We start from the raw sequence: 19,393 nt of genomic DNA on the forward strand, positions 1-19,393 counted from the left end.
CCGCGGCAGAAAACGACGCACATCCATGTGCGTCGCCCTTCGGGTTTTTCCCGCCGGCTCCGTCGCTGCGGATGGGGCCCCGGGAAAGTCAAAGTCCAAGGCAACAGCAAAGGCAAAATCACGAGCAACGGCAACGGCAACGGCAACAGCGTGGCTGTGAGTGTGTGCTTGCCTTAGTCATCCGCGCTCGAATGAGATTTGACCCAATCATCGCGTTGCTGCGGGCTCATCGACTGCCAGCGTTGGCGTAGGGCGTCGCGCTGGTCGGGGGGGAGGTTGCGCATCTGTTCGAACAGGGCCTTGGCCTGGCGGCGTTGCGGCGGGGACATGTTCTCGTAGCGGCGCATGCCGTCCGAGGCTTTCTGGCGTTGCTCCGGGGTCATGTTCTGCCAGCGTTCGGCGTGGCGGAGCATTTTCTGGCGCTGTTCCGGGGTGTCGTTCCAGCGTTGGCGCAGGGAGCCGATCAGCGTGTCGCGCTGTTGTGGGGTGAGGTGCTCCCAGTCCGGCAGCGGGGCTTCGGCGGTCGGGGCCGGTGGCGTAGCCGGGGCGGACTGGGCCAATGCCGGCGCAGTGGCGGCGCTGGTGAGCAGGATCACCAGCAGCAGGCGGGTCGAATGCTTCATCGTGGTCACTCCATGGCTAGGGCGTTGTCCGAACCCAGCCAGACGTACAGGTCGGGGTTCTGGTCGAGCGTGTCGTCGTCCGAGGCAGTCGCTGTGCTCGGCGCCTGCGGCAAGGGCGAGGGGCCGATTTCGCCGGTTCGGTGCAGTTGCACGCCGAAACCGACCGCCAGCAGTGTCGAGCAGGCGGTCGCCAGCAGCCAGGTGGGCAGGCGCCGGGGCGATCGGTGTGCGTCGGTGCGTGCCGAGCGCAGCCGGGCCAGGGTCGGCTGCGACATCGCGGTCAGCGATTGCGCATGCAGCTGCCGCATGCGCGCGTCGAAGCTGTCTTGGGATGGAGGGTGGTTCATCAGCGGAATTCCTCGAGTTGCTTCTGCAGCGCCTCACGGGCGCGCGAAAGGTGTGTCTTCACCGATCCCTCCGAACAACCCATGACGCGCGCGGTGGTCGCCACGTCCAGTTCTTCCAGCACGCGCAGAGTGAACGCCTCGCGCTGGCGTGCCGGGAGCGTGCGCAGGGCGGCCACCAGGCGGGTGTAGGCCTCGCGCTGCTCGTGCCGCTGCGCCGGGCCGGCGCCGGCGTCGGCCCAGTCGATGCGGCTGTCCTCGTCGTAGTCCTCGGCCGGGGCCCAGAACTTCAGGCGGAAGTTGCGCCGGCGCTGCAGGTCGATGATGCGGCTGCGCAGGATGCTCCAGAACAGCGGGGTCCACTCTCCGGCCGGGCGCTCGCGGTAGCCGAGCAGCTTGACCATGGCGTCCTGCACCGCATCCAGCGCGTCCTCACGATGGCGCAGGCCGGCCTCGGCGAAACGGAAGGCACGCGGGCCGATGCTGGCCAGGAATGCTTCCAGCGACGCCGGCGCGTCCGCCTGCGGTTCCGTTGATTGTGAATCGAGAGGGGTACCCACCAGCACAGCGTAGCTTCCCGGATGGAATGACGGGATAAACGGATGGAAGTGGCCGTGGTTGACAGCGCCCCCGCCGCGCCGCGTTCAGAGCTGGTTATGATGCCGGGCGGCCGCCTCGGGCCATGGGACAGGGCAAAAGCGATGAGCGACGGGTTCGTAGCGCTGTACATCTTCATGCTGGCGGCGATCGCCGGCCACGTGATCATCTCGCGGGTGCCGGTGATCCTGCACACGCCGCTGATGTCCGGTTCCAACTTCATCCACGGCATCGTGCTGATCGGCGCGATGGTCGTGCTCGGTCATGCCGATACCACGCTGGAGAAGGTGATCGGCTTCGTGGCGGTGGCGCTTGGCGCCGGTAACGCGGCCGGCGGCTATGTGGTGACCGAGCGGATGCTGGACATGTTCAAGTCGAGCAAGAAGCCTGGTGGCAAGGGAGACAAGGCGTGAGCATGTCCATGGCCGAAGTGCTTTCCTGGCTGGTGAAGGCCAGCTATCTGGTCGCCGCCACGCTGTTCCTGCTCGGTCTGCAGCGCATGGCCTCGCCGATGACTGCGCGCAGCGGCATCCGCTGGGCGGGTCTGGGCATGCTGATCGCGACGATCGCCACGTTCTTCCTGCCTGAGCTGCACAACGTGCCGCTGATCATTGCGGCGGTGGCGATCGGCACCGCGCTGGCGTGGGTGTCGGCCAACAAGGTCGCGATCACCGACATGCCGCAGATGGTCGCGCTGTACAACGGCATGGGTGGCGGTTCGGCGGCGGCGATCGGTGCGGTCGAGCTGCTGCGCTTCTCATTCCTCGCCAATCGCGACACCAGCCACTGGAGCGCGCAGGCGCTGGCCGAGCTGGCCGCGCGCCAGCCGGGGACGACTACCGTGGTGCTGGCGGTGATCGGCTCGGCGATCGGTGCGGTGTCGCTGTCCGGCTCGATCATTGCCTGGGCCAAGCTCGACGGCCGCCTCGACCGACGCGTGACCTTCCCCGGCCAGCAGGCATTCAACCTGCTGGTGGCGCTGGCGGTCGTGGTGCTCGGCGCATGGGCGGCGTTGACGCTGCAGCCGGTGGCGATCATCGCGTTCTTCGTGACGGCACTCGCGCTGGGCGTGCTGATGACGCTGCCGATCGGCGGCGCCGACATGCCGGTGGTGATCTCGCTGTACAACGCATTCACCGGCCTGGCGGTGGCGTTCGAGGGCTATGTACTCGGCAACGAGGCGCTGATCATCGCCGGCATGATGGTCGGCGCGGCCGGCATTCTGCTGACCCGCTTGATGGCCAAGGCGATGAACCGGCCGATCAGCGGCGTGTTGTTCTCCAACTTCGGCGGCGGCGGGCAGGGCGCGGAAATCACCGGCAGCCAGAAGCCGATCGAGGCGCCGGACGTGGCGGCGATGATGGCCTTCGCCGAGCGCGTGGTGATCGTGCCCGGCTACGGCATGGCGGTGGCGCAGGCGCAGCACAAGATATGGGAGCTGGCACAGCGCTTGATCGAACGCGGGGTCAAGGTGAAGTTCGCGATCCACCCGGTCGCCGGGCGCATGCCCGGGCACATGAACGTGCTGCTGGCCGAGGCCGGCGTGCCCTACGACCTGATCGCCGACATGGACGACATCAATCCCGAGTTCCCGGTGACCGACGTGGCGCTGGTGATCGGCGCCAACGACGTGGTCAACCCGGTGGCGAAGACCGACCCGACCAGCCCGATCTACGGCATGCCGATCCTGGACGTGGTCAACACCAGGAATGTCATCGTGATCAAGCGCGGCAAGGGCACGGGGTTTGCCGGCATCGAGAATGCGCTGTTCTACGCCGACAACACCCACATGCTCTACGGCGACGGCGCCGAGGCGGCGAGTGCGCTGGTCAGCGAGTTGAAGGCGCTGGATGGCGGCGGACATTGAGGCCGCGATGAACGTGTAGGAGCGGCTTCAGCCGCGATGGGGTCTTACCGGTAAAGCCCCATCGCGGCTGAAGCCGCTCCTACGGTTTAACGCGCGCTCCAGGCCGCAATGACCAGCGCCAGCAGGTAGCAGACCCAGTCGAAACCGCTGTTGGCCAGCGACAGCAGGTTCCAGGCGAGGTTCGGGCCCATCTTCATTGCCGAGGCCCATGGATCCAGTCCCACCGAACCACCGATCTGGGCCGAGGCGATGCCCCAGTTGGCAACCACGATCAGGAGCAGCGTGGCGGTCGTCGCCACGCCGATGCGCAGCCGGCCGGCCGGCAACGTCCCCATCCGCAGCATCCACACGATTTCCAGCGCGCCCAGCAGCGCCATCCAGCCGCATTGCCGGCCTGTGGTCAGGGCCAACAGGATCCAGGCGATCACGGCAGTCACACTCCCCAACAGCAGCAGCGGGGGCCAGAGCCAGTGCGCGGTTCTGGCAGACGCGGTCTTGGGGGGCATCGGGTGTTCCTGAAATAGGTCCGGCAGGATAAGGCCTGAGGCCACCGGTTCCATCATCCGGAGGTCATGCCGGTCGCTGCGACAGCGCATTCCGCCCGTCGCGGTGGGACTGGACCGAATTAGTCCCTAAAATGTACGGCTTGCTCATCCGGGGTCTGGTCCCCATTTCCTCCCCATGTATTCCCGCAGCAGCGAACCCGTCCAGTTCGAACGCGATTGCGAGGCCGTGATGGTCCCGCAAGGCGATTCGGTGACTCTTCCCGCAGGCAGCTATGGCTATATCACCCAGGCACTGGGTGGTAGCTATACGGTGTTCGTCGAAGGCAACCTGTTCCGCATCGCCGGCAAGGACGGTGATGCGATCGGCAAGGAGCCGCCGCCGGGGCTGGATCTGCCCGAGAACGCCAGCGATGAGGAAGTCGAGGCGCTGGTCTGGCAGCAACTGCGGACCTGCTTCGATCCGGAGATCCCGTTCAACATCGTCGACCTGGGCCTGGTCTACGAGGTGCAGGTCAATCACCGCGAGGACGGCCAGCGCCTGATCGAGGTCAAGATGACCCTGACCGCGCCGGGCTGCGGCATGGGCGAAATCCTGGTCGACGACGTGCGCAGCAAGCTGGAGATGATCCCGACCGTGGTCGAGGCCGACGTCGAGCTGGTCTTCGACCCGCCGTGGGGCCGGCATATGATGTCCGAGGCCGCCCGACTCGAAACCGGGATGCTTTAGAGCCCGCAGCGCGCGTCCGCCACTTTCAGCAAGCAGAACAGGAATTTCCGGTGTCCGTTTCCTTCCGTTCGACCCCTTCTTCTTCGCCGCGCAGCGCCGACGAGCTGTCCGCGATCCTGGCCGCGCCGGGCTTCGGCGTGCACTTCACCGATCACATGGTGGCCATCTCCTGGGACAAGGAACAGGGCTGGCATGGCGCGGAAGTACGTCCGTACGGCCCGCTGCAGCTGGATCCGGCCGCCTCGGTGCTGCACTACGGCCAGGAGATCTTCGAAGGCATCAAGGCCTACCGGCATGCCGACGGCTCGATCTGGACCTTCCGCCCGGAAGCCAACGGCGCGCGTCTGCAGCGCTCGGCCAGGCGCCTGGCGCTGCCGGAACTGCCGGTGGAGCTGTTCACCGAATCGCTCAAGCAGCTGATCGCTGTCGATCAGCGCTGGGTGCCTTCGGCGCCGGAAACCAGCCTGTATTTCCGCCCGTTCATGATCGCCGACGAGGCATTCCTGGGCGTGCGCGCGGCGCAGAAGGCCTCGTACTACGTGATCGCCAGCCCGGCCGGTGCCTATTTCGCCAAGGGCGTTGCGCCGGTGTCGATCTGGTTGTCGACCGACTACGCGCGCGCTGCCAAGGGCGGCACCGGTGCCGCCAAGTGCGGCGGCAACTACGCCGCCTCGCTGCTGCCGCAGCAGCAGGCGTATGCGCAGGGCTGCTCGCAGGTGCTGTTCCTCGACCCGGTCGAGGGCAAGTACCTGGAGGAACTCGGCGGCATGAACGTGTTCCTGGTCTACAGGGACGGCACCCTGGTAACGCCGGAGCTGTCCGGCAGCATCCTGGAAGGCATCACCCGCGACAGCATCCTGCAACTGGCGCGCGACCGCGGCATGCAGGTACAGGAGCGCAAGGTCACCATCGACGAGTGGAAGCAGGGCGTGGCCTCCGGCGAGATCGCCGAGGTATTCGCCTGCGGTACCGCCGCGGTGGTCACCCCGATCGGCGAGCTGAAGGGCGAGGGCTTTGCGGTCGGCGATATCAACGCCCCGGCCGGCGAGGTGACCTTGTCGCTGCGCCAGGAGCTGACCGACATCCAGTACGGCCGTATCCCCGACCGTCACGGCTGGCTGGTGCGGCTGGGCTGAAGGCTCCAGTCTCTGGCTTCAGTGATACCCAAAACCCCGCTCCGGCGGGGTTTTTCATGTGCCCGATCGGGCCGGCGGAGGGTTTTTGACTTTTTTCGGCATTAATTTGTCAGAAATTTGCCGAAACCTGTCACGAATTTAGAAAAGGTTATCAACGAAACCGTTTGCACCCATTGTGCGGTTGAGGCGGGCCGGCTAGCTTTCCTGAACGGGCCTGAAACAGGGGCGGTCCGGGATCCTCCGGCAGGTCTGTCAGTTCTTCGCAGCGCGATGGACCCGCTGGAGTCACGCCATTTGTCGGCAACTCCATCTGGAAAAGGAAATTCGATGTCCACCAAGCATCACCACCCGCTTACCCGCGCTTGGACTGTTCTGGGAGCTTCTGCACTGACCTCCCTGTTGCTGACCTTCCCGGCGATGGCCGGCGAGGTCAATCTGGATGGCCTGGACTCGGCCCAGACCCATCAGCGCTTCATCGTCACCTACCGTGACGGCAGCACCCAGTCGACCAGTGCCACCGCGTTGACCTCATCCCTGAAGAGCGCCGCGCGCGTGTTGCCCGCCAAGAACGGGCGTGCCCTCGGCCTGGACAAGCTGCGCCGGCTGGCGACCGGTCCGGAACTGGTCAAGGCCGACCGTCCGCTCGACCGTGCCGAGTCCGAGACCCTGATGCGCCAGCTCGCGGCCGACCCGAACGTGGTCACCGTGGAAGTCGATCAGCTGATGCGGCCGACCCTGACCCCCAACGACCCGCGCCTGTCCGAACAGTGGGCCTTCGCCACCGGCACCGCCGGCACCACCGCCGGCATCAACGTGCGTCCGGCCTGGGATCAGTCCACCGGCCAGGGCGTGGTCGTGGCGGTGATCGATACCGGCATCACCAGCCACCCGGATCTCAACGCCAACATCCTGCCGGGTTACGACTTCATCACCGACACCTTCGTCTCGCGCGACGGTGACGGGCGTGACGCCGACCCATCCGACCCGGGCGACTGGAACCCGGTGGCCGGTGAGTGCTACAGCGGTTCGCCGGTGTCCAATTCCAGCTGGCACGGTACCCACGTGGCCGGCACCATTGCCGCGGTCACCAACAACAGCGTCGGCGTGGCCGGCACCGCCTTCAACGCCAAGATCGTGCCGGTGCGCGTGCTCGGCCGCTGCGGCGGCTACACCTCCGACATCGTCGATGCGATCGTCTGGGCGTCGGGCGGCACCGTCAGCGGCGTGCCGGCCAATCCGTATCCGGCCGAGGTGATCAACATGTCGCTGGGCGGCAGCGGCACCTGTTCGTCCACCTACCAGACTGCGATCAACGGCGCCGTCTCGCGCGGCACCACGGTCGTGGTGGCGGCGGGCAACAGCAACGCCAACGTGTCCACGGCGGTGCCGGCCAACTGTTCGAACGTGATCGCGGTGGCGGCCACCACCTCGTCGCGCGCTCGGGCGAGCTACTCCAACTACGGCACGGGCATCGACATCTCCGCACCGGGTTCGAGCATCCTGTCCACGCTCAACAGCGGCACCACCGTGCCGGCCGATCCGACCTACGCGTCCTACAGCGGCACCTCGATGGCGACGCCGCATGTGGCCGGCGTGGTCGCGCTGATGCAGTCGGTTGCGCCGACCACGCTGACCCCGGCGCAGGTCGAGTCGATCATCAAGAGCTCCGCTGCCAGCTTCAGCTGCACACAGGGCTGCGGCGCCGGTCTGCTTGATGCCAATGCCGCGGTGACCGCTGCGATATCGGGCAGCACCGGTGGCGGTACCGGTACTGCGCTGACCAGCGGTACGCCGGTGACCGGCCTGGGTGCCAGCACCGGGGCTGATCTGAACTACACCATCGCGGTGCCGGCCGGGCGCACCACGTTGACGGTGGCGATCAGTGGCGGCAGCGGTGATGCCGACCTGTACGTGAATCCGACCACTGCTCCGACGGATTCGGTGTATGTCTGCCGGCCGTACCTGAGCGGCAACAGCGAGACCTGCACCATCAGCTCGCCGATCAACGGGACGTACTACATCCGGGTGAAGGCCTACAGCACCTTCTCCGGCGTCACCTTGACCGCGACCTACTGACGTTCCATGCGGCATGGATGCCGCCACGTGGCCCCGCCAGGAAGGTGGGGCCACGTGTTCTATCGGGTTGCGATGACTCCATTCGCGGGCACCGATGCGGTACCCGGGTGCACAGGCGCCGCCCGCTTGGGGCTGCCAGCCTGCACGATCGATAGTTCAGACCGACTCGAAGCGGTTTTCGGCGACGTTCTTGCGCACCTTGGCCGGATCCCAGATGCGGCCGTTCATCGCGATGTACACGCCGCTCGGCAGGCTCTGCACTGCGCCGATCGCGCAGCCGATGTTGAACTCGGCATCCGAACCACGGAAGCGTGCCGGGCTCAGCGCACCGGTCATCACGATGGTCTTGTCGGTGATCGACTTCAGCACCGCGCCGGTCTGCACCATGCTGTCGGTGCCGTGAGTAACCAGCACATGGCGGGTGGGCTGTGCGGCGATGGTGGCGCGGATCAGTTCGCGGTCGGCATCGGTGATGTGCAGCGAGTCCTTGCGCAGGATCGGGATCACGCTGAAGCGGAAAGTCACGCCCAGCTCGCGCAGGATCATGCCGATCTGCGGATCGCCGATCTGGTAATCGGATTTGTCGTCGAAGTAGATCTTGTCGATCGTGCCACCGGTGGTGACGATCAGAAGCTCGTCCATCTCTCGTTCCTGGCTGTCTTGGCCGTCGCACGCGGCGGCGGGGGCGACATGATACCGATCCGGCGGCCTGCACTGGCTGTTGTGGGAGGGGCTTCAGCCCCGACAGGCTTTCCCGGTGATGCCGGTCGGGGCTGAAGCCCCTCCCACAGGATTCAGGTCGATGTCGGACGCTTCCCGAACTTTGCCCGCAGCCCTGCCCAGTTGGCCGCGCCGATCACCACCAGCGCCAGCACGATTTCCGCCAGTGCGAGCACTCGGGTTTCCGGATGGCTCCAGGCCGACATCACGCCGTGGCTGAACCAGGCCAGCGCCAGCACCCCGGCCCAGAAGCGCGAGCGCGCGCCGCGCCAGGCGCCGAGTGCCAGCAGCAGCGGCGGCAGCGCGAACACCAGCAGCGCCGCGACACGATGGCGGTCGTCGTGGAACCACGCCGTGTACAGCAGCGCCAGCGCCAGCAGCGCGCCGCACAACACGATGCGGGCGATGTGGGTGATCAAGGTGCACCCAGCCTGCGGGCGATGTCGGCGACACGGCGGCCGAGCGCGCGCGCCAGCAGCGCCTCATCGTCGGTCGGCTGCGGATCGTCGCCTTGGCCGGCGACATGGCTGGCGCCGTACGGCGTGCCGCCGCTGCGGGTGTGACTCAACCCGGGTTCGGTGAACGGGATGCCGACGATCAGGCAGCCGTGATGCAGCAGCGGCAGCTGCATCGACAGCAGCGTGGATTCCTGGCCGCCGTGCATCGAGGCGGTCGAGGTGAACACCGCCGCCGGCTTGCCGACCAATGTGCCGTTGGCCCATTCGGCGCCGAGGCCGTCGAGGAAGTGCTTCACCGGCGCGGCCATGTTGCCGAAGCGGGTCGGGCTGCCGAGGATCACGCCGGTGCATTCGACCAGATCGGCCGCGTCCACGTAGGGCGCGCCATCGTCCGGTACCTGCGGCGCCAGCGGCTGGGTCACCGCCGAGACCGGCGGCACCGTGCGCAGCCGCGCCTGCATGCCGGGCACCTCGCCGACGCCGCGCGCGATCTGCCGCGCCAGCCGCGCCACCGATCCACCGCGGCTGTAGTACAGCACCAGGATCTCCGCCATCGTCCTTCCATTCGCTACGAGAACGCCCAGTATCGGCGATGCGGGCTTCGCGGTGCATCGGGTACGCTTATTAGATGGCGCCCAGAGACACCATGGACAGATGGAAGGAGCGGTTGCGCGATCGCGCCCGCATGACCAGCTTCGGGCGCTTCCTGTGGAAGCGCTTCCTCGACGATCGCCTGTTCCAGGCCGCCGGCTCGCTGGCCTACACCACGGTGTTCGCGCTGGTGCCGCTGGCGATCGTGGCATTCGGGGTGCTCTCGGCGTTCCCGGCGTTCGAGCGCTGGCAGGGCGCGCTGACCGACTTCATCTTCAACAACTTCGTCCCCGGCGCGGCGCGCTCGGTGCAGGACTTCATCAACAACTCGATCAAGGACGTCGGCACGTTCACCGCGGCCGGCGTGATCGCGCTGGTGGTCTCGCTGCTGATCACGCTGCACAGCGTCGAGCAGACCTTCAACCGGATCTGGCGCGTGGCTTCGGCGCGGCCGCAGTTCACCCGCTTCCTGATCTATTGGACCGTGCTCACGCTCGGCACGATGCTGGCCGCTGCCTCGATGGCGATGGCGGCCTACGTGTTCGCGCTGCCGTTGTTCCACACTTCAGAAGGCAAGTGGGTGGCGCATGTGACGTGGCGGTTGACGCCGATGCTGGTGGAATTCGCCGGCATCGTGATGATCTACCGGGTGGTGCCGCAGCACAGCGTGCGCCTGCGGCATGCGGTGCCGGGCGCGCTGCTGGCGGTGCTGAGTCTGGAAACGGTGAAGTGGGGGCTGGGCCTGTATCTGGGCAACTTCCAGACCTACCAGCGCATGTATGGCGCGATGTCGGCGCTGCCGATCCTGCTGCTGTGGATCTACCTCAGCTGGGTGTCGGTGCTGTTCGGTGCCTCGCTGGCGTCCTCGATTGCCGCGTTCCGTTACCAGCCCAAGGCGATGCGCTTGCCGGCGGGCTACGAGTTCTATGCCTTGCTGCGCCTGCTTGGACGTTTCCAGCTGGCGCGGCGCGGTGGTAGCGGGCTGGATGAAGACACCATGCTGCGGCTGGAGCCGATGTTGAGCGACGCGCTGCAGCAGGAGCTGTTGCGTGAGCTGCAGCGGATTCGCCTGCTGCGCCGTGATGAACGCGGTGAGTGGCTGCTGGCGCGCAACCTCGATGAAGTGACGCTGGCCGAGCTCTACGAGAACTGCCAGTTGCGCATCGCCGTGGACGAGCGGCCGTTGCCCTGCCGCGACGATCCACTCGGCCGCGTCGCTGGCGACGCCCTCGACCAACTAAGACTGGCATTGCGCGAGCAGTTGGCGCGCCCGGTCGCCGATATCTACCGACACCTGCCCGGAGAAACCGCATGACCCCCCGTTTTTCGATCTGCGCCGTGCCGCTGCTGATGGCGCTGGCGGCATGCAACCGCGCGCCCGAAACGCCTGCCCCTGCGCCGGCTCCCGCTCCGCACGCCCAGACTCCGACGCCGGCTACCGACAGCGCGCCGGCGGCACCGTCGGTGGGTGTCGTGCAGAGCACCGCCGAGCGGCCGACGTTGGTGGTGCCGACCGTCGATGGTGGGCACTACGATCTGGCCGCGCAACGCGGCAAGTGGGTGGTGGTGAACTTCTGGGCGACCTGGTGCGCGCCGTGCCTGAAGGAGATGCCCGAGCTGTCTGCTCTGCACACGATGCGCGACCACATCAAGGTGGTGGGGCTGGCTTACGAGGACATCGAGCCGGCCGAGATGCAGGCGTTCCTGAAGGAGCATCCGGTGTCCTATCCGATTGCGATCCTGGATACGTACGCGCCGCCGAAGGATTTCGCCACGCCGCGTGGCTTGCCGATGAGCTATCTGATTGCGCCGGATGGGACGGTGGCCAAGCAGTTTCTTGGGCCGATCAGTGCGCATGATATTGAGGCGGCGGTGACTGCGGCTGGGGGGAAGGTGGGCTGACGGGTATGCCCCGGAGGGGCGTTCTACTGCGCCTCGTAGAGTCAGGGCTTGTGCTTGTATCCCTGCTTATCGGGTTTTACTGAGTTCACGGGGGCACGGGATCTTTCAGTCGTCATCCTGGTATAGGCCGGAAATCGGAGTTTCCCCTCGCTATCTCTCCTTCGTCGTCCTGGCTATGCCCGATGGCCGGGGATCGAAGATCCATGGACGTTGCTTGTTGGGTTTGGCGTTGCGGTGACAGCAACGACAAAGACAACAGCAACAGCCAAGGCTTTCGCTCCTTCGGAGCGAGTTACCTTTCTTTGCTCGTGCAAAGAAAGGTAACCCAAAGAAAGCACGCCCCAGTCCTCGCGCCCTCCGCTGCGCTACGGGTTCACTCCGCCAGCGGGATTTTCTGACGCGGCATCCATGCCGCGGCAGAAAACGACGCACATCCATGTGCGTCGCCCTTCGGGTTTTTCCCGCTGGCTCCGTCGCTGCGGATGGGGGCCCCATAAAAGCGGCAAAGCAAAGGCAAAATCACGAGCAACAGCAACAGCAACAGCAACAGCAACAGCAACGGCAACAGCAACGGCAACGGCAACGGCAACGGCAGAAGCATGGCTGGGACCGTCATGGTGGTTTCAGCCCAAAAGAACCTTTCCCTGTCGTCCCTGCGAAGGCGGGGACCCAGTGACTTCGCGTTCCGGTCGATCAGAACCCGCAGGCACGGTGACGGGCGATGGTTCTAGGCCGGCGGGTAACCGGGGGTAAGAGGTTGGGGGCGCCGCGCCGCCGGTTCCTGCCCGGTCGCGGTTCGCCAATGTGACGGAGGTCGGACATCTGGAGGGCGTAACCCAGGGCCCAACAGGTTTCGTCGTCAATTTAATGTGAAGAAGTATGAAAGACTCGTCGATTGCGGCCGATAATAGGCTGACAACCTGATCCCCCCTGTAACTCCCTTCGTAGCAGGAATGCGCACCATGCAGCAGGCCGCCGATCGTCCGTCGCTCGCCGTCACCGCGATCGCGGGGTCTCCCATGTTGGGTTTGCGGATCTGGCTGTATGCGGTCGGGGCGCTGGCGATCGCTTGGTTGGCGCTGGTGAGTTGGCAGCCGGACTTCCTGCCACCGACGTCGGGATTGCTGATGTTGGAGTGGCTGGCTTGGGCAGGGCTCGCGATCGGTCTGCTCTGGCTGGCGGGCCATGTCTGGCGGCTCGTTCCTGCGTGGGCGGTCCCGTTCGATGACGGCGGGGCTGCCAACCTGCCGGTGTCGTTCGAACTGCGCGAGGAGCTGGTTCCCCCGCCGTCGCCGATCTGGCAGCGATACGGACAAGGCATGCTCGATCCCTTGCGGGTCGATCCGGCTGCGGCCGGGGTGCCGGCGTTGGATTGGCAGGGCTGCATCGATCGCTTGCATGATCTGCGCGACAACTGGCAGGTGGCACAGGCCGTGCGCGTGGCGCGGGTCCCGCGTCTGCTCTGGCTGGAAACCGTCCTGCAACTGTTCGATCGCGGTGTGGTGCGCGCGCTGCACGACGGTACGCTGCCGGAGGTGGCGGCGCTTCGTACCGAACGTTTGTTGCTGGAGGCCGATCAGGGGCCGGACGTGCTGACCGAAGTGTCGGCGCTGTTCGCGCGCCGCATCGCGTTCGCGCTGGAAGTGATGCCCGAGTCCCCGCGCGCCGATGCGCTGGCGCAATGGCAGTTGTTCGCCGACCTGCAGGCACTGGCCGCGCAGGAGCGGCATCTGGAGGCGCGTTCGCAGGTGGTGCTGGCGTTGGCCTGGAACGAGCAGATCGATCTGGATCAGGTCGAAGTCGGCTATGCGTTGGCCGAGGAATATCGCACCGAGATGGCGCAATGGCTGCAGCGCGCGACCGGCGTCAGGCTCGCCAGCGGCACGATGCGGCTGGATGCGTTCCTGCTAGCGCGTTGCGACGCTTCCGCGCAGGAAGAGGGCGGGGATGCGATCGGCTACGTCGAGGCCCTGCGTGGGCTGCATGCGGGCATGGTGTCGCTGCTGCACGACACGTTGGCGCGGTTGGTCGTGCTGGCCGATACGGCCGAACGCAGCGAACGGCTGGGGCTGCCGCAGGGGAATCAGGATTCCACGGCGTAATTGTCGATCGGTTCCAGCACCGCGAACTTTTCCTTGTGCAGCTTGCCGCGCAGCGGAGGCAGCGGCAGCTCGTCTTCCGGCACCGAGGTGTCCGGCATCCGGTGCAGCAGGTCGTGGATCAAGGTGAGTCGTCCACGCTTCTGGTCGTTGAAGTCGACCAGTGTCCACGGCGCATGCGCGGTGTGGGTGGCCTGCAGCATCGCTTCGCGTGCGCGGGTGTAGTCGGTGTACTTGTCGCGCGATTGCAGATCCACCGGTGACAGCTTCCAACCCTTGAGCGGGTCCTGGTGGCGCTCGGCGAAGCGTGCTTCCTGCTCGCGCTGGTCGACGCTGAGCCAGTACTTGAACAGCAGGATGCCGTCATCGACCAGCAATTGTTCGAAGCGCGGCACCTGTTCCAGGAACGCGTGGTACTGCGCATCGGTGCAGTAACCCATCACCCGTTCCACGCCAGCGCGGTTGTACCAGCTGCGGTCCATCAGCACGAGTTCACCGGCGGCCGGCAGGTGTGCGACGTAGCGCTGGAAATACCACTGCGTGGCTTCGCGGTCACTGGGTTTTGGCAGCGCCACCACCCGGCACTGGCGCGGATTGAGGTGCTCGGAGACGGCCTGGATCGCGCCGCCCTTGCCGGCGGTGTCGCGGCCCTCGAACAACACCAGCGCGCGTTGCCCGCTGTGCTCCAGCCAACGGGCCATCGCCACCAGTTCCAACTGCATCGGCTTGAGCAGCTTCTTGTAGTCCTTTCCCTTGAGCGTGGACATGCAGCGGTCTCCAGTGGCGGTCGGGTCACTCGCGCAGGCGCGGGCGCAGCGTGGCGAGATTGCAGGGGCGGGTGCGCGCATCGAGCTGGGCGCGGATGATGCCCTCCCATGCGGTGCGGCAGGCCGAGGTCGAACCCGGCAGGCAGAACACGAAACTGTCGTTGGCCAGCCCCGCGAAGGCGCGCGATTGCAGCGACGCGGTGCCGATCTCCTCGAAGCTGATCGCGCGGAACAACTCGCCGAAGCCGGGCATGGTCTTGTCGAGCAGCGGTTCCAGGGCCTCGGGCGTGCTGTCGCGGCCGGTGAAGCCGGTGCCGCCGCTGACCAGGATACCGTCCACGGCGGGGTCGGCGATCCAGGCCGAGACGATCGCGCGCAGGCGGTAGCGGTCATCGCGCGCGATCGCGCGTTCGTGCAGGTGGTGGCCGGCTTCGGTCAGTGCATTGGCGAGATAGTCGCCGGAGCTGTCGTTGGCCAGCGTGCGGGTGTCGGAGACGGTCAGCAGGCACAGGCGCAGCGGGATGAAGTCGGGAGAGTTGGTCATGGCCGAAGCCTAGCCCGGCGCGTGCGTCGGGACCAGCACTGGCGCGTGAAACCGTCCGGCGCATGAATCGTGTAGAGCGAAGCTTGTGCTGGCATCCCTTTTCGGGGGGCCGCTCTACGACAGCCGTGGCCGGGCTGCCTGCCGCAGCAAGGCAACGAAATCATCGGCGAACGCATCCATATCGAACAATCCGCCGACGCGGTGGTGCTCCGCTTCCAGCCGGCCACACAGTTCCTCAAGTGCTTGCGGTGTGCGCGCTAGCTGGACGGCAGTCGCAACGAAAGCGGCATCGTCGGCGACGTTCAGTGCATCCAGGCCGAGGTGGTGATTGAGGCTGCCGGCAACCCGCGCGGCGAAGCTCGCCCCCGGCATGGTCAACACCGGGCAGCCGGCCCACAACGCGTCCGAGGCGGTGGTATGAGCGTTGTAGGGATCGGTATCGAGGAACAGCCCGGCGTGCCGATAGCGCGCCAGATACTGCGGGTGCGGCAGCTTGGGCATGAATACCAGTCGCTGCGCTGCCACGCCCTGCGCCTGCGCGGCGGCGCGCAGCCGGGTGTCGGCCTGGCCCGGTCCGGACAGCAGCCACAGCACGCTGCCCTCGACCTCGCGCAGCACTGCCAGCATCCGCGCAAAGCTGCGCGGGTTGAGCTTGTAGCTGTTGTTGAAGCAACAGAACACGAAGCCCTGCTCCGGCAGCCCGCACTCGCGTCGCGACGGTGGCTCGGCGACCTCACGGGTGCTGTCGGAAGGCTGGAATGCGCGCGGCAGACGCAGCACGCGCTCGCTGTAGTGCGGCTCCAGTGCGGGCGGCAGCGCGAACGCATCGCCGATGACATGGTCGATCCACGGCGCGCCACTGCTGCCCGGATAGGCCAGCCAGTTGACCTGCACCGGCGCGGGCCGCAGCGCCAGCACTTCCGGCGCGCCACCTCCGCCCCAGCCGCGCAGATCGACCAGTACGTCGATGCCGCGTTCGCGGATGGTGGTGGCGGTGCGCATGTGGTCGAGACCGGCGACGTCGTGCAGCGTGGTGGCCGCGCTGAGACGCTGGCGGATGACGCTGCCGTCGTCACGGTTCAACGCGAACAGGTGTGCCTGCAGTGTGTCGGCGTGGCGACGTCGCAGTGCCTCGAACAACGCCACTGTCAGCAATCCGGTCGGGTGCGCACCGAAACCGTTGGACAGGAGGCCGATCCGCAGCGGTCCTTCGCCGCGCACCTGCGTCGGTGGCAATGGCCGGATCGACTGTGCCAGCGGTGCTGCGCGCAGTCGCGCGCAGGCCAGTTGCTCGGCTGGAGTGGCGTCCTCACTGAGGAAGGCAAACGGCTCAACGCCGGGATGCCGCTGTGCCACCGCCGTGCGCACCTGTCGCGACAGCGCATCGAGATCACGCCAGTCACACAACTTGCGGCGCCAGTTGAGCAGTTGCGCGGCGATGTAGGGTTCATCCGGCAGCAGCCGGTGCGCATGTTCGTAGGCCGCGGCGGCGGCTTCGGCCTCGCCGGCGTCTTCCAGTGAATGTCCGAGCCACAGCGCGATGCCCGGATGCTGCGGGGCGAGCGCTGCCGCCTGCCGCAGCAGATCGGCCGACTCACGATACTGTCCTTGCATCCAGCGTACGCGGCCGAGCCGCGCCAAGGCTTCCGGATGGCCAGGCCGCAGCATCAGCGCGCGCTGTACCGCCGCCTCGCCGGCTGCGACCGCGCCCAGGCCCATTTCGGTGTCGCCGAGCATCAGCCAGGCGACGAAATCCTGCGGATTGCGGCGTACCGCTTCGCGTAGCTGCAGCAATTCCTGCGGCAGTGTGGCGTAGCTATTCATGGTTGTTCTTGTGGGAGGGACTTTAGTCCCGACGCTTTACCGGCCAAGCCCCGTCGGGGCTGAAGCCCCTCCCACAGGAGTCGCGCTGCGAGATTCATGTTCCTTCGGCCAGGCGCGCCAGTTCATCGGCCTGGTGCTCCTGCAGCAGCCGGCCGACCAGCGCATCCAGATCGCCCTCGATGATGTTGGGCAGGTCGTACAGGGTCAGGCCTTCGACGCGGTGATCGGTGATCCGGCCCTGCGGGAAGTTGTAGGTGCGGATGCGCTGGCTGCGGTCGCCGCTGCCGACCTGCAGCTTGCGGGTCTGCGCCTCGGCGGCGGCCTGTTTGCTGCGCTCGGCTTCGACCAACTGCGCTTTCAGTCGCTTCATCGCCTTGTCGCGGTTGGCGTGCTGGCTGCGCTCGGTCTGGCACTCGACCACCACGCCACTCGGCACGTGGGTGATGCGGATCGCCGATTCGGTCTTGTTGACGTGCTGGCCGCCCGCGCCGGAAGAACGGAACGTGTCGACCTTCAGGTCGGCCGGATTGATCTCGATGTCCTCGACCTCGTCGGCTTCCGGAATGATCGCCACGGTCGCCGCCGAAGTGTGGATGCGGCCCTGCGATTCGGTCGCCGGCACGCGCTGCACACGATGGGTGCCGGATTCGAATTTCAGTTTGGAATACGCACCACGGCCGACCACGCGCGCCACCACTTCCTTGTAGCCGCCGTGCTCGCCGGGGCTGTCGGATTCGACCTCGACTTTCCAGCCTTGGCGTTCGGCATAGCGCGCGTACATCCGGAACAGGTCGCCGGCGAAGATCGCCGCCTCGTCGCCACCGGTGCCGGCGCGTACTTCCAGGAACAGATTGCCTTCATCGCGCGGATCCTGCGGCACCAGCAGCAGCAACAGCTGCGCTTCCAGCTCGCTCAGGCGTGCCTGCGCCGCGGTGATTTCCTCCTCGGCCAGCTCGCGCATCTCGGGATCGGCACGCATCGCTTCGGCCGCGGACAGATCGGCCTTGGCGCGGGCTTCGTCGGCGAGCGCACTGGCGACCGGTTCGAGTTGCGAGAACTCGCGCGACAGGTTGCGGAAGCGGGTGTTGTCGCCGACCACGTCCGGGTCGGAGAGCAGGCGTTCAAGTTCTTCGCGGCGCTCGGCCAGCGCTTCCAACTTACGGCGCAGGGTCGGCGTCATCAGTCCTCACGATTGGGGTGTTGATAGGGGGATGGCGGTAACCGGGTTTTTCCGGGAACAGCCGATCGGCGGCACGCGCCAGTTCGGCATCGCCATTGAGCGCGGCCTCGCGCAGCGCCGCGGTCGGCGGATGCAGCAGGCGGTTGGTCAGCGAGTGTGCCAGCAGCTCCAGCACCTCGTCGGCCGGCTTGCCGTTGGCCAATTGCTGGCGGGCCTTGGTCAGCAGCTCGTCGCGGGTGCTGTCGCCGTAGGCGCGCAGGCGCTTGAGCGGGGCCTGGCGCGCGCTGGCCTGCTGGGTTTCGAGATAGTGCGCGACCTGGAGATCGATGATCTCCTCGGCCGCATCGGCGGCTTCGCGGCGGCTGCGGCGATTGTCTTCGACGGCGCGCTCCAGGTCGTCGACGGTGTACAGATAGGCGTCAGCCAACTGCGCCACCTCGGGTTCGATGTCGCGTGGCACCGCCAGGTCGAACAACAGCATCGGCTTGCGCTTGCGTTGCCGCAGCGCCTGTTCGACATGCACGCGCCTCAGCACCGGTACCGGACTGGCGGTGGCCGAGAACACCACGTCGGCTTCGGCGAGATGGCGCTCCAGTTCCTCCAGCGGCAGCGCATAGCCGCCGTGCTGGCTGGCCAGGGTCTGGGCGTGGGCGAGGGTGCGGTTGGCGATCAGCAGCCGGCGGACCCGGCCTTCGCTGAGATGCTTGGCGGCCAGTTCGATGGTCTCGCCGGCGCCGACCAGCAGCACCGTCGATTCGCTCAACCGCGCGAACGACTCCTGCGCCAGCCGCACCGCGGTCGAGGCGACCGAAACCGGATTGGCGCCGACACGGGTATCGGTGCGCGCGCGCTTGGCGACCGAGAAGGTCTGCTGGAACAGCCGGTCCAGGCGGCTGCCGAGTGCGCCATGCGCGCGCGCGGTCGCCCAGGCGTCCTTGACCTGGCCCAGGATCTGCGGCTCGCCCAGCACCATCGAGTCCAGCCCGGTCGCGACCCGGAACAGATGGCGTACCGCGGCGGCGTCATGGTGCTGGTACAGATAGGCCGACAGTCCCGGCGCGTGGCTGTCCAGCCACTGCGCCAACTGCCCGGGCTCGTCGCCGGCGATCGCATACAGCTCGGTGCGGTTGCAGGTGGACAGCAGCGCGACTTCGCTGACCTCGGGCAACGCGCGCAGCGACGCCAACGCGCCCGGCAGCGCCTCGCCGGCAAACGCTGCGCGTTCGCGCAGGTCTACTGGCGCGCTCTGGTGGTTCAGTCCGAGCACCCACAACGTCATTCGTTCAGTCGCTTGCGATAAGCTGCTGGCCATTCAGGGCCACCATTTTACGGCCCGGTCGTGTCCGATGCCCGTATCGATTCGCATCCTTAGTGTTTCCCTATTGCTGTCATTGGCCTGCACGGCCTGGGCAGCCCCTTCGAAGACGGCCCC

The 19,393-nt window shown here is 66.8% G+C and carries 21 protein-coding genes; 8 read left to right on the forward strand and 13 right to left on the reverse strand.

Going from position 1 to position 19,393, the window contains the following annotated elements:
* Positions 1-173 precede the first annotated feature (173 nt).
* From AC3WJE_RS07530 to AC3WJE_RS07540, 3 genes are read right to left on the reverse strand one after another with little or no spacing between them, the layout of a single operon-like run.
* Positions 174-623: a DUF3106 domain-containing protein gene (locus tag AC3WJE_RS07530; RefSeq protein WP_493730171.1), complete on the reverse strand. Its 450-nt coding sequence runs from the start codon at positions 621-623 to the stop codon at positions 174-176.
* 5 nt (positions 624-628) lie between these two features.
* The gene (locus AC3WJE_RS07535; protein WP_493730172.1) at positions 629-970 is read right to left on the reverse strand and encodes a hypothetical protein; all 342 of its coding nucleotides are present in this window, start codon (positions 968-970) and stop codon (positions 629-631) included.
* Positions 970-1,527 carry an RNA polymerase sigma factor gene (locus AC3WJE_RS07540; protein ID WP_493730173.1) on the reverse strand — a complete coding sequence of 186 codons (558 nt, stop codon included), beginning with the start codon at positions 1,525-1,527 and terminating at the stop codon, positions 970-972. The genes AC3WJE_RS07535 and AC3WJE_RS07540 overlap by 1 nt, the downstream gene beginning before the upstream one ends.
* Positions 1,528-1,668: 141 nt before the next feature.
* Here AC3WJE_RS07540 and AC3WJE_RS07545 point away from each other — a divergent pair, with 141 nt between their 5' ends.
* Together AC3WJE_RS07545 and AC3WJE_RS07550 are read left to right on the forward strand one after the other, a co-directional pair.
* On the forward strand, positions 1,669-1,977 hold the full coding sequence (locus AC3WJE_RS07545; RefSeq protein ID WP_493730174.1) for an NAD(P) transhydrogenase subunit alpha part 2: 309 nt from the start codon (positions 1,669-1,671) through the stop codon (positions 1,975-1,977).
* 2 nt (positions 1,978-1,979) lie between these two features.
* Positions 1,980-3,431, forward strand: coding sequence for an NAD(P)(+) transhydrogenase (Re/Si-specific) subunit beta (locus tag AC3WJE_RS07550; protein ID WP_493730284.1), 1,452 nt, complete (start codon positions 1,980-1,982; stop codon positions 3,429-3,431).
* 86 nt (positions 3,432-3,517) lie between these two features.
* Here the strand turns inward: AC3WJE_RS07550 and AC3WJE_RS07555 are convergent, their stop codons facing one another.
* Entirely contained in the window at positions 3,518-3,937 is a 420-nt protein-coding gene (locus AC3WJE_RS07555; protein ID WP_493730175.1) for a hypothetical protein, read from the reverse strand.
* 175 nt (positions 3,938-4,112) lie between these two features.
* On the opposite strand from AC3WJE_RS07555, the gene sufT reads away from it, so the two are divergent.
* The 3 genes from sufT (at position 4,113) to AC3WJE_RS07570 (ending at position 7,876) form a co-directional block, all read left to right on the forward strand.
* Positions 4,113-4,664: a putative Fe-S cluster assembly protein SufT gene (gene sufT, locus AC3WJE_RS07560; protein ID WP_493730176.1), complete on the forward strand. Its 552-nt coding sequence runs from the start codon at positions 4,113-4,115 to the stop codon at positions 4,662-4,664.
* A gap of 50 nt (positions 4,665-4,714) precedes the next feature.
* Positions 4,715-5,800: a branched-chain amino acid aminotransferase gene (locus tag AC3WJE_RS07565; RefSeq protein WP_493730177.1), complete on the forward strand. Its 1,086-nt coding sequence runs from the start codon at positions 4,715-4,717 to the stop codon at positions 5,798-5,800.
* Between the two features lie 327 nt (positions 5,801-6,127).
* Positions 6,128-7,876, forward strand: a complete 1,749-nt coding sequence (locus tag AC3WJE_RS07570; protein WP_493730178.1) for a S8 family peptidase — start codon at positions 6,128-6,130, stop codon at positions 7,874-7,876.
* 156 nt (positions 7,877-8,032) lie between these two features.
* Here the strand turns inward: AC3WJE_RS07570 and AC3WJE_RS07575 are convergent, their stop codons facing one another.
* The 3 genes from AC3WJE_RS07575 to wrbA form a co-directional block, all read right to left on the reverse strand.
* On the reverse strand, positions 8,033-8,518 hold the full coding sequence (locus AC3WJE_RS07575) for an asparaginase domain-containing protein (RefSeq protein WP_493730179.1): 486 nt from the start codon (positions 8,516-8,518) through the stop codon (positions 8,033-8,035).
* Positions 8,519-8,670: 152 nt separating this feature from the next.
* On the reverse strand, positions 8,671-9,015 hold the full coding sequence (locus AC3WJE_RS07580; protein WP_493730180.1) for a DUF2069 domain-containing protein: 345 nt from the start codon (positions 9,013-9,015) through the stop codon (positions 8,671-8,673).
* The gene (gene wrbA / locus AC3WJE_RS07585; protein WP_493730181.1) at positions 9,012-9,608 is read right to left on the reverse strand and encodes an NAD(P)H:quinone oxidoreductase; all 597 of its coding nucleotides are present in this window, start codon (positions 9,606-9,608) and stop codon (positions 9,012-9,014) included. The genes AC3WJE_RS07580 and wrbA overlap by 4 nt, the downstream gene beginning before the upstream one ends.
* Positions 9,609-9,700: 92 nt before the next feature.
* On the opposite strand from wrbA, the gene AC3WJE_RS07590 reads away from it, so the two are divergent.
* Both AC3WJE_RS07590 and AC3WJE_RS07595 read left to right on the forward strand, forming a co-directional pair.
* On the forward strand, positions 9,701-10,960 hold the full coding sequence (locus AC3WJE_RS07590; protein WP_493730182.1) for a YihY family inner membrane protein: 1,260 nt from the start codon (positions 9,701-9,703) through the stop codon (positions 10,958-10,960).
* A complete protein-coding gene (locus AC3WJE_RS07595; protein ID WP_493730183.1) occupies positions 10,957-11,547 on the forward strand; it encodes a TlpA family protein disulfide reductase in 591 nt (196 codons plus the stop codon). Before AC3WJE_RS07590 ends, AC3WJE_RS07595 begins: the two co-directional genes overlap by 4 nt.
* A 373-nt stretch (positions 11,548-11,920) precedes the next feature.
* Here the strand turns inward: AC3WJE_RS07595 and AC3WJE_RS07600 are convergent, their stop codons facing one another.
* Positions 11,921-12,148: a hypothetical protein gene (locus tag AC3WJE_RS07600; protein WP_493730184.1), complete on the reverse strand. Its 228-nt coding sequence runs from the start codon at positions 12,146-12,148 to the stop codon at positions 11,921-11,923.
* A 361-nt stretch (positions 12,149-12,509) separates the two neighbouring features.
* Between AC3WJE_RS07600 and AC3WJE_RS07605 the strand changes: the two genes are divergently transcribed.
* Positions 12,510-13,649 carry a hypothetical protein gene (locus AC3WJE_RS07605; protein WP_493730185.1) on the forward strand — a complete coding sequence of 380 codons (1,140 nt, stop codon included), beginning with the start codon at positions 12,510-12,512 and terminating at the stop codon, positions 13,647-13,649.
* On the opposite strand, the gene ppk2 is transcribed toward AC3WJE_RS07605, so the two are convergent.
* The 5 genes from ppk2 to hemA all read right to left on the reverse strand — a co-directional run bounded on the left by ppk2 (position 13,631) and on the right by hemA (position 19,240).
* Positions 13,631-14,413: a polyphosphate kinase 2 gene (gene ppk2 / locus AC3WJE_RS07610; protein WP_493730186.1), complete on the reverse strand. Its 783-nt coding sequence runs from the start codon at positions 14,411-14,413 to the stop codon at positions 13,631-13,633. The two genes, AC3WJE_RS07605 and ppk2, sit on opposite strands and share 19 nt — an antisense overlap.
* A 25-nt stretch (positions 14,414-14,438) precedes the next feature.
* The gene (gene moaB / locus AC3WJE_RS07615; RefSeq protein WP_493730187.1) at positions 14,439-14,957 is read right to left on the reverse strand and encodes a molybdenum cofactor biosynthesis protein B; all 519 of its coding nucleotides are present in this window, start codon (positions 14,955-14,957) and stop codon (positions 14,439-14,441) included.
* A gap of 114 nt (positions 14,958-15,071) precedes the next feature.
* The gene (locus AC3WJE_RS07620) at positions 15,072-16,781 is read right to left on the reverse strand and encodes an O-linked N-acetylglucosamine transferase, SPINDLY family protein (RefSeq protein ID WP_493730188.1); all 1,710 of its coding nucleotides are present in this window, start codon (positions 16,779-16,781) and stop codon (positions 15,072-15,074) included.
* 94 nt (positions 16,782-16,875) lie between these two features.
* Positions 16,876-17,961 carry a peptide chain release factor 1 gene (gene prfA, locus AC3WJE_RS07625; protein ID WP_493730189.1) on the reverse strand — a complete coding sequence of 362 codons (1,086 nt, stop codon included), beginning with the start codon at positions 17,959-17,961 and terminating at the stop codon, positions 16,876-16,878.
* Positions 17,939-19,240: a glutamyl-tRNA reductase gene (gene hemA, locus AC3WJE_RS07630; RefSeq protein ID WP_493730190.1), complete on the reverse strand. Its 1,302-nt coding sequence runs from the start codon at positions 19,238-19,240 to the stop codon at positions 17,939-17,941. The genes prfA and hemA overlap by 23 nt, the downstream gene beginning before the upstream one ends.
* Positions 19,241-19,393 lie beyond the last annotated feature (153 nt).

It is taken from the genome of Pseudomonas sp. GW821-FHT07E12 (genome assembly GCF_058986605.1).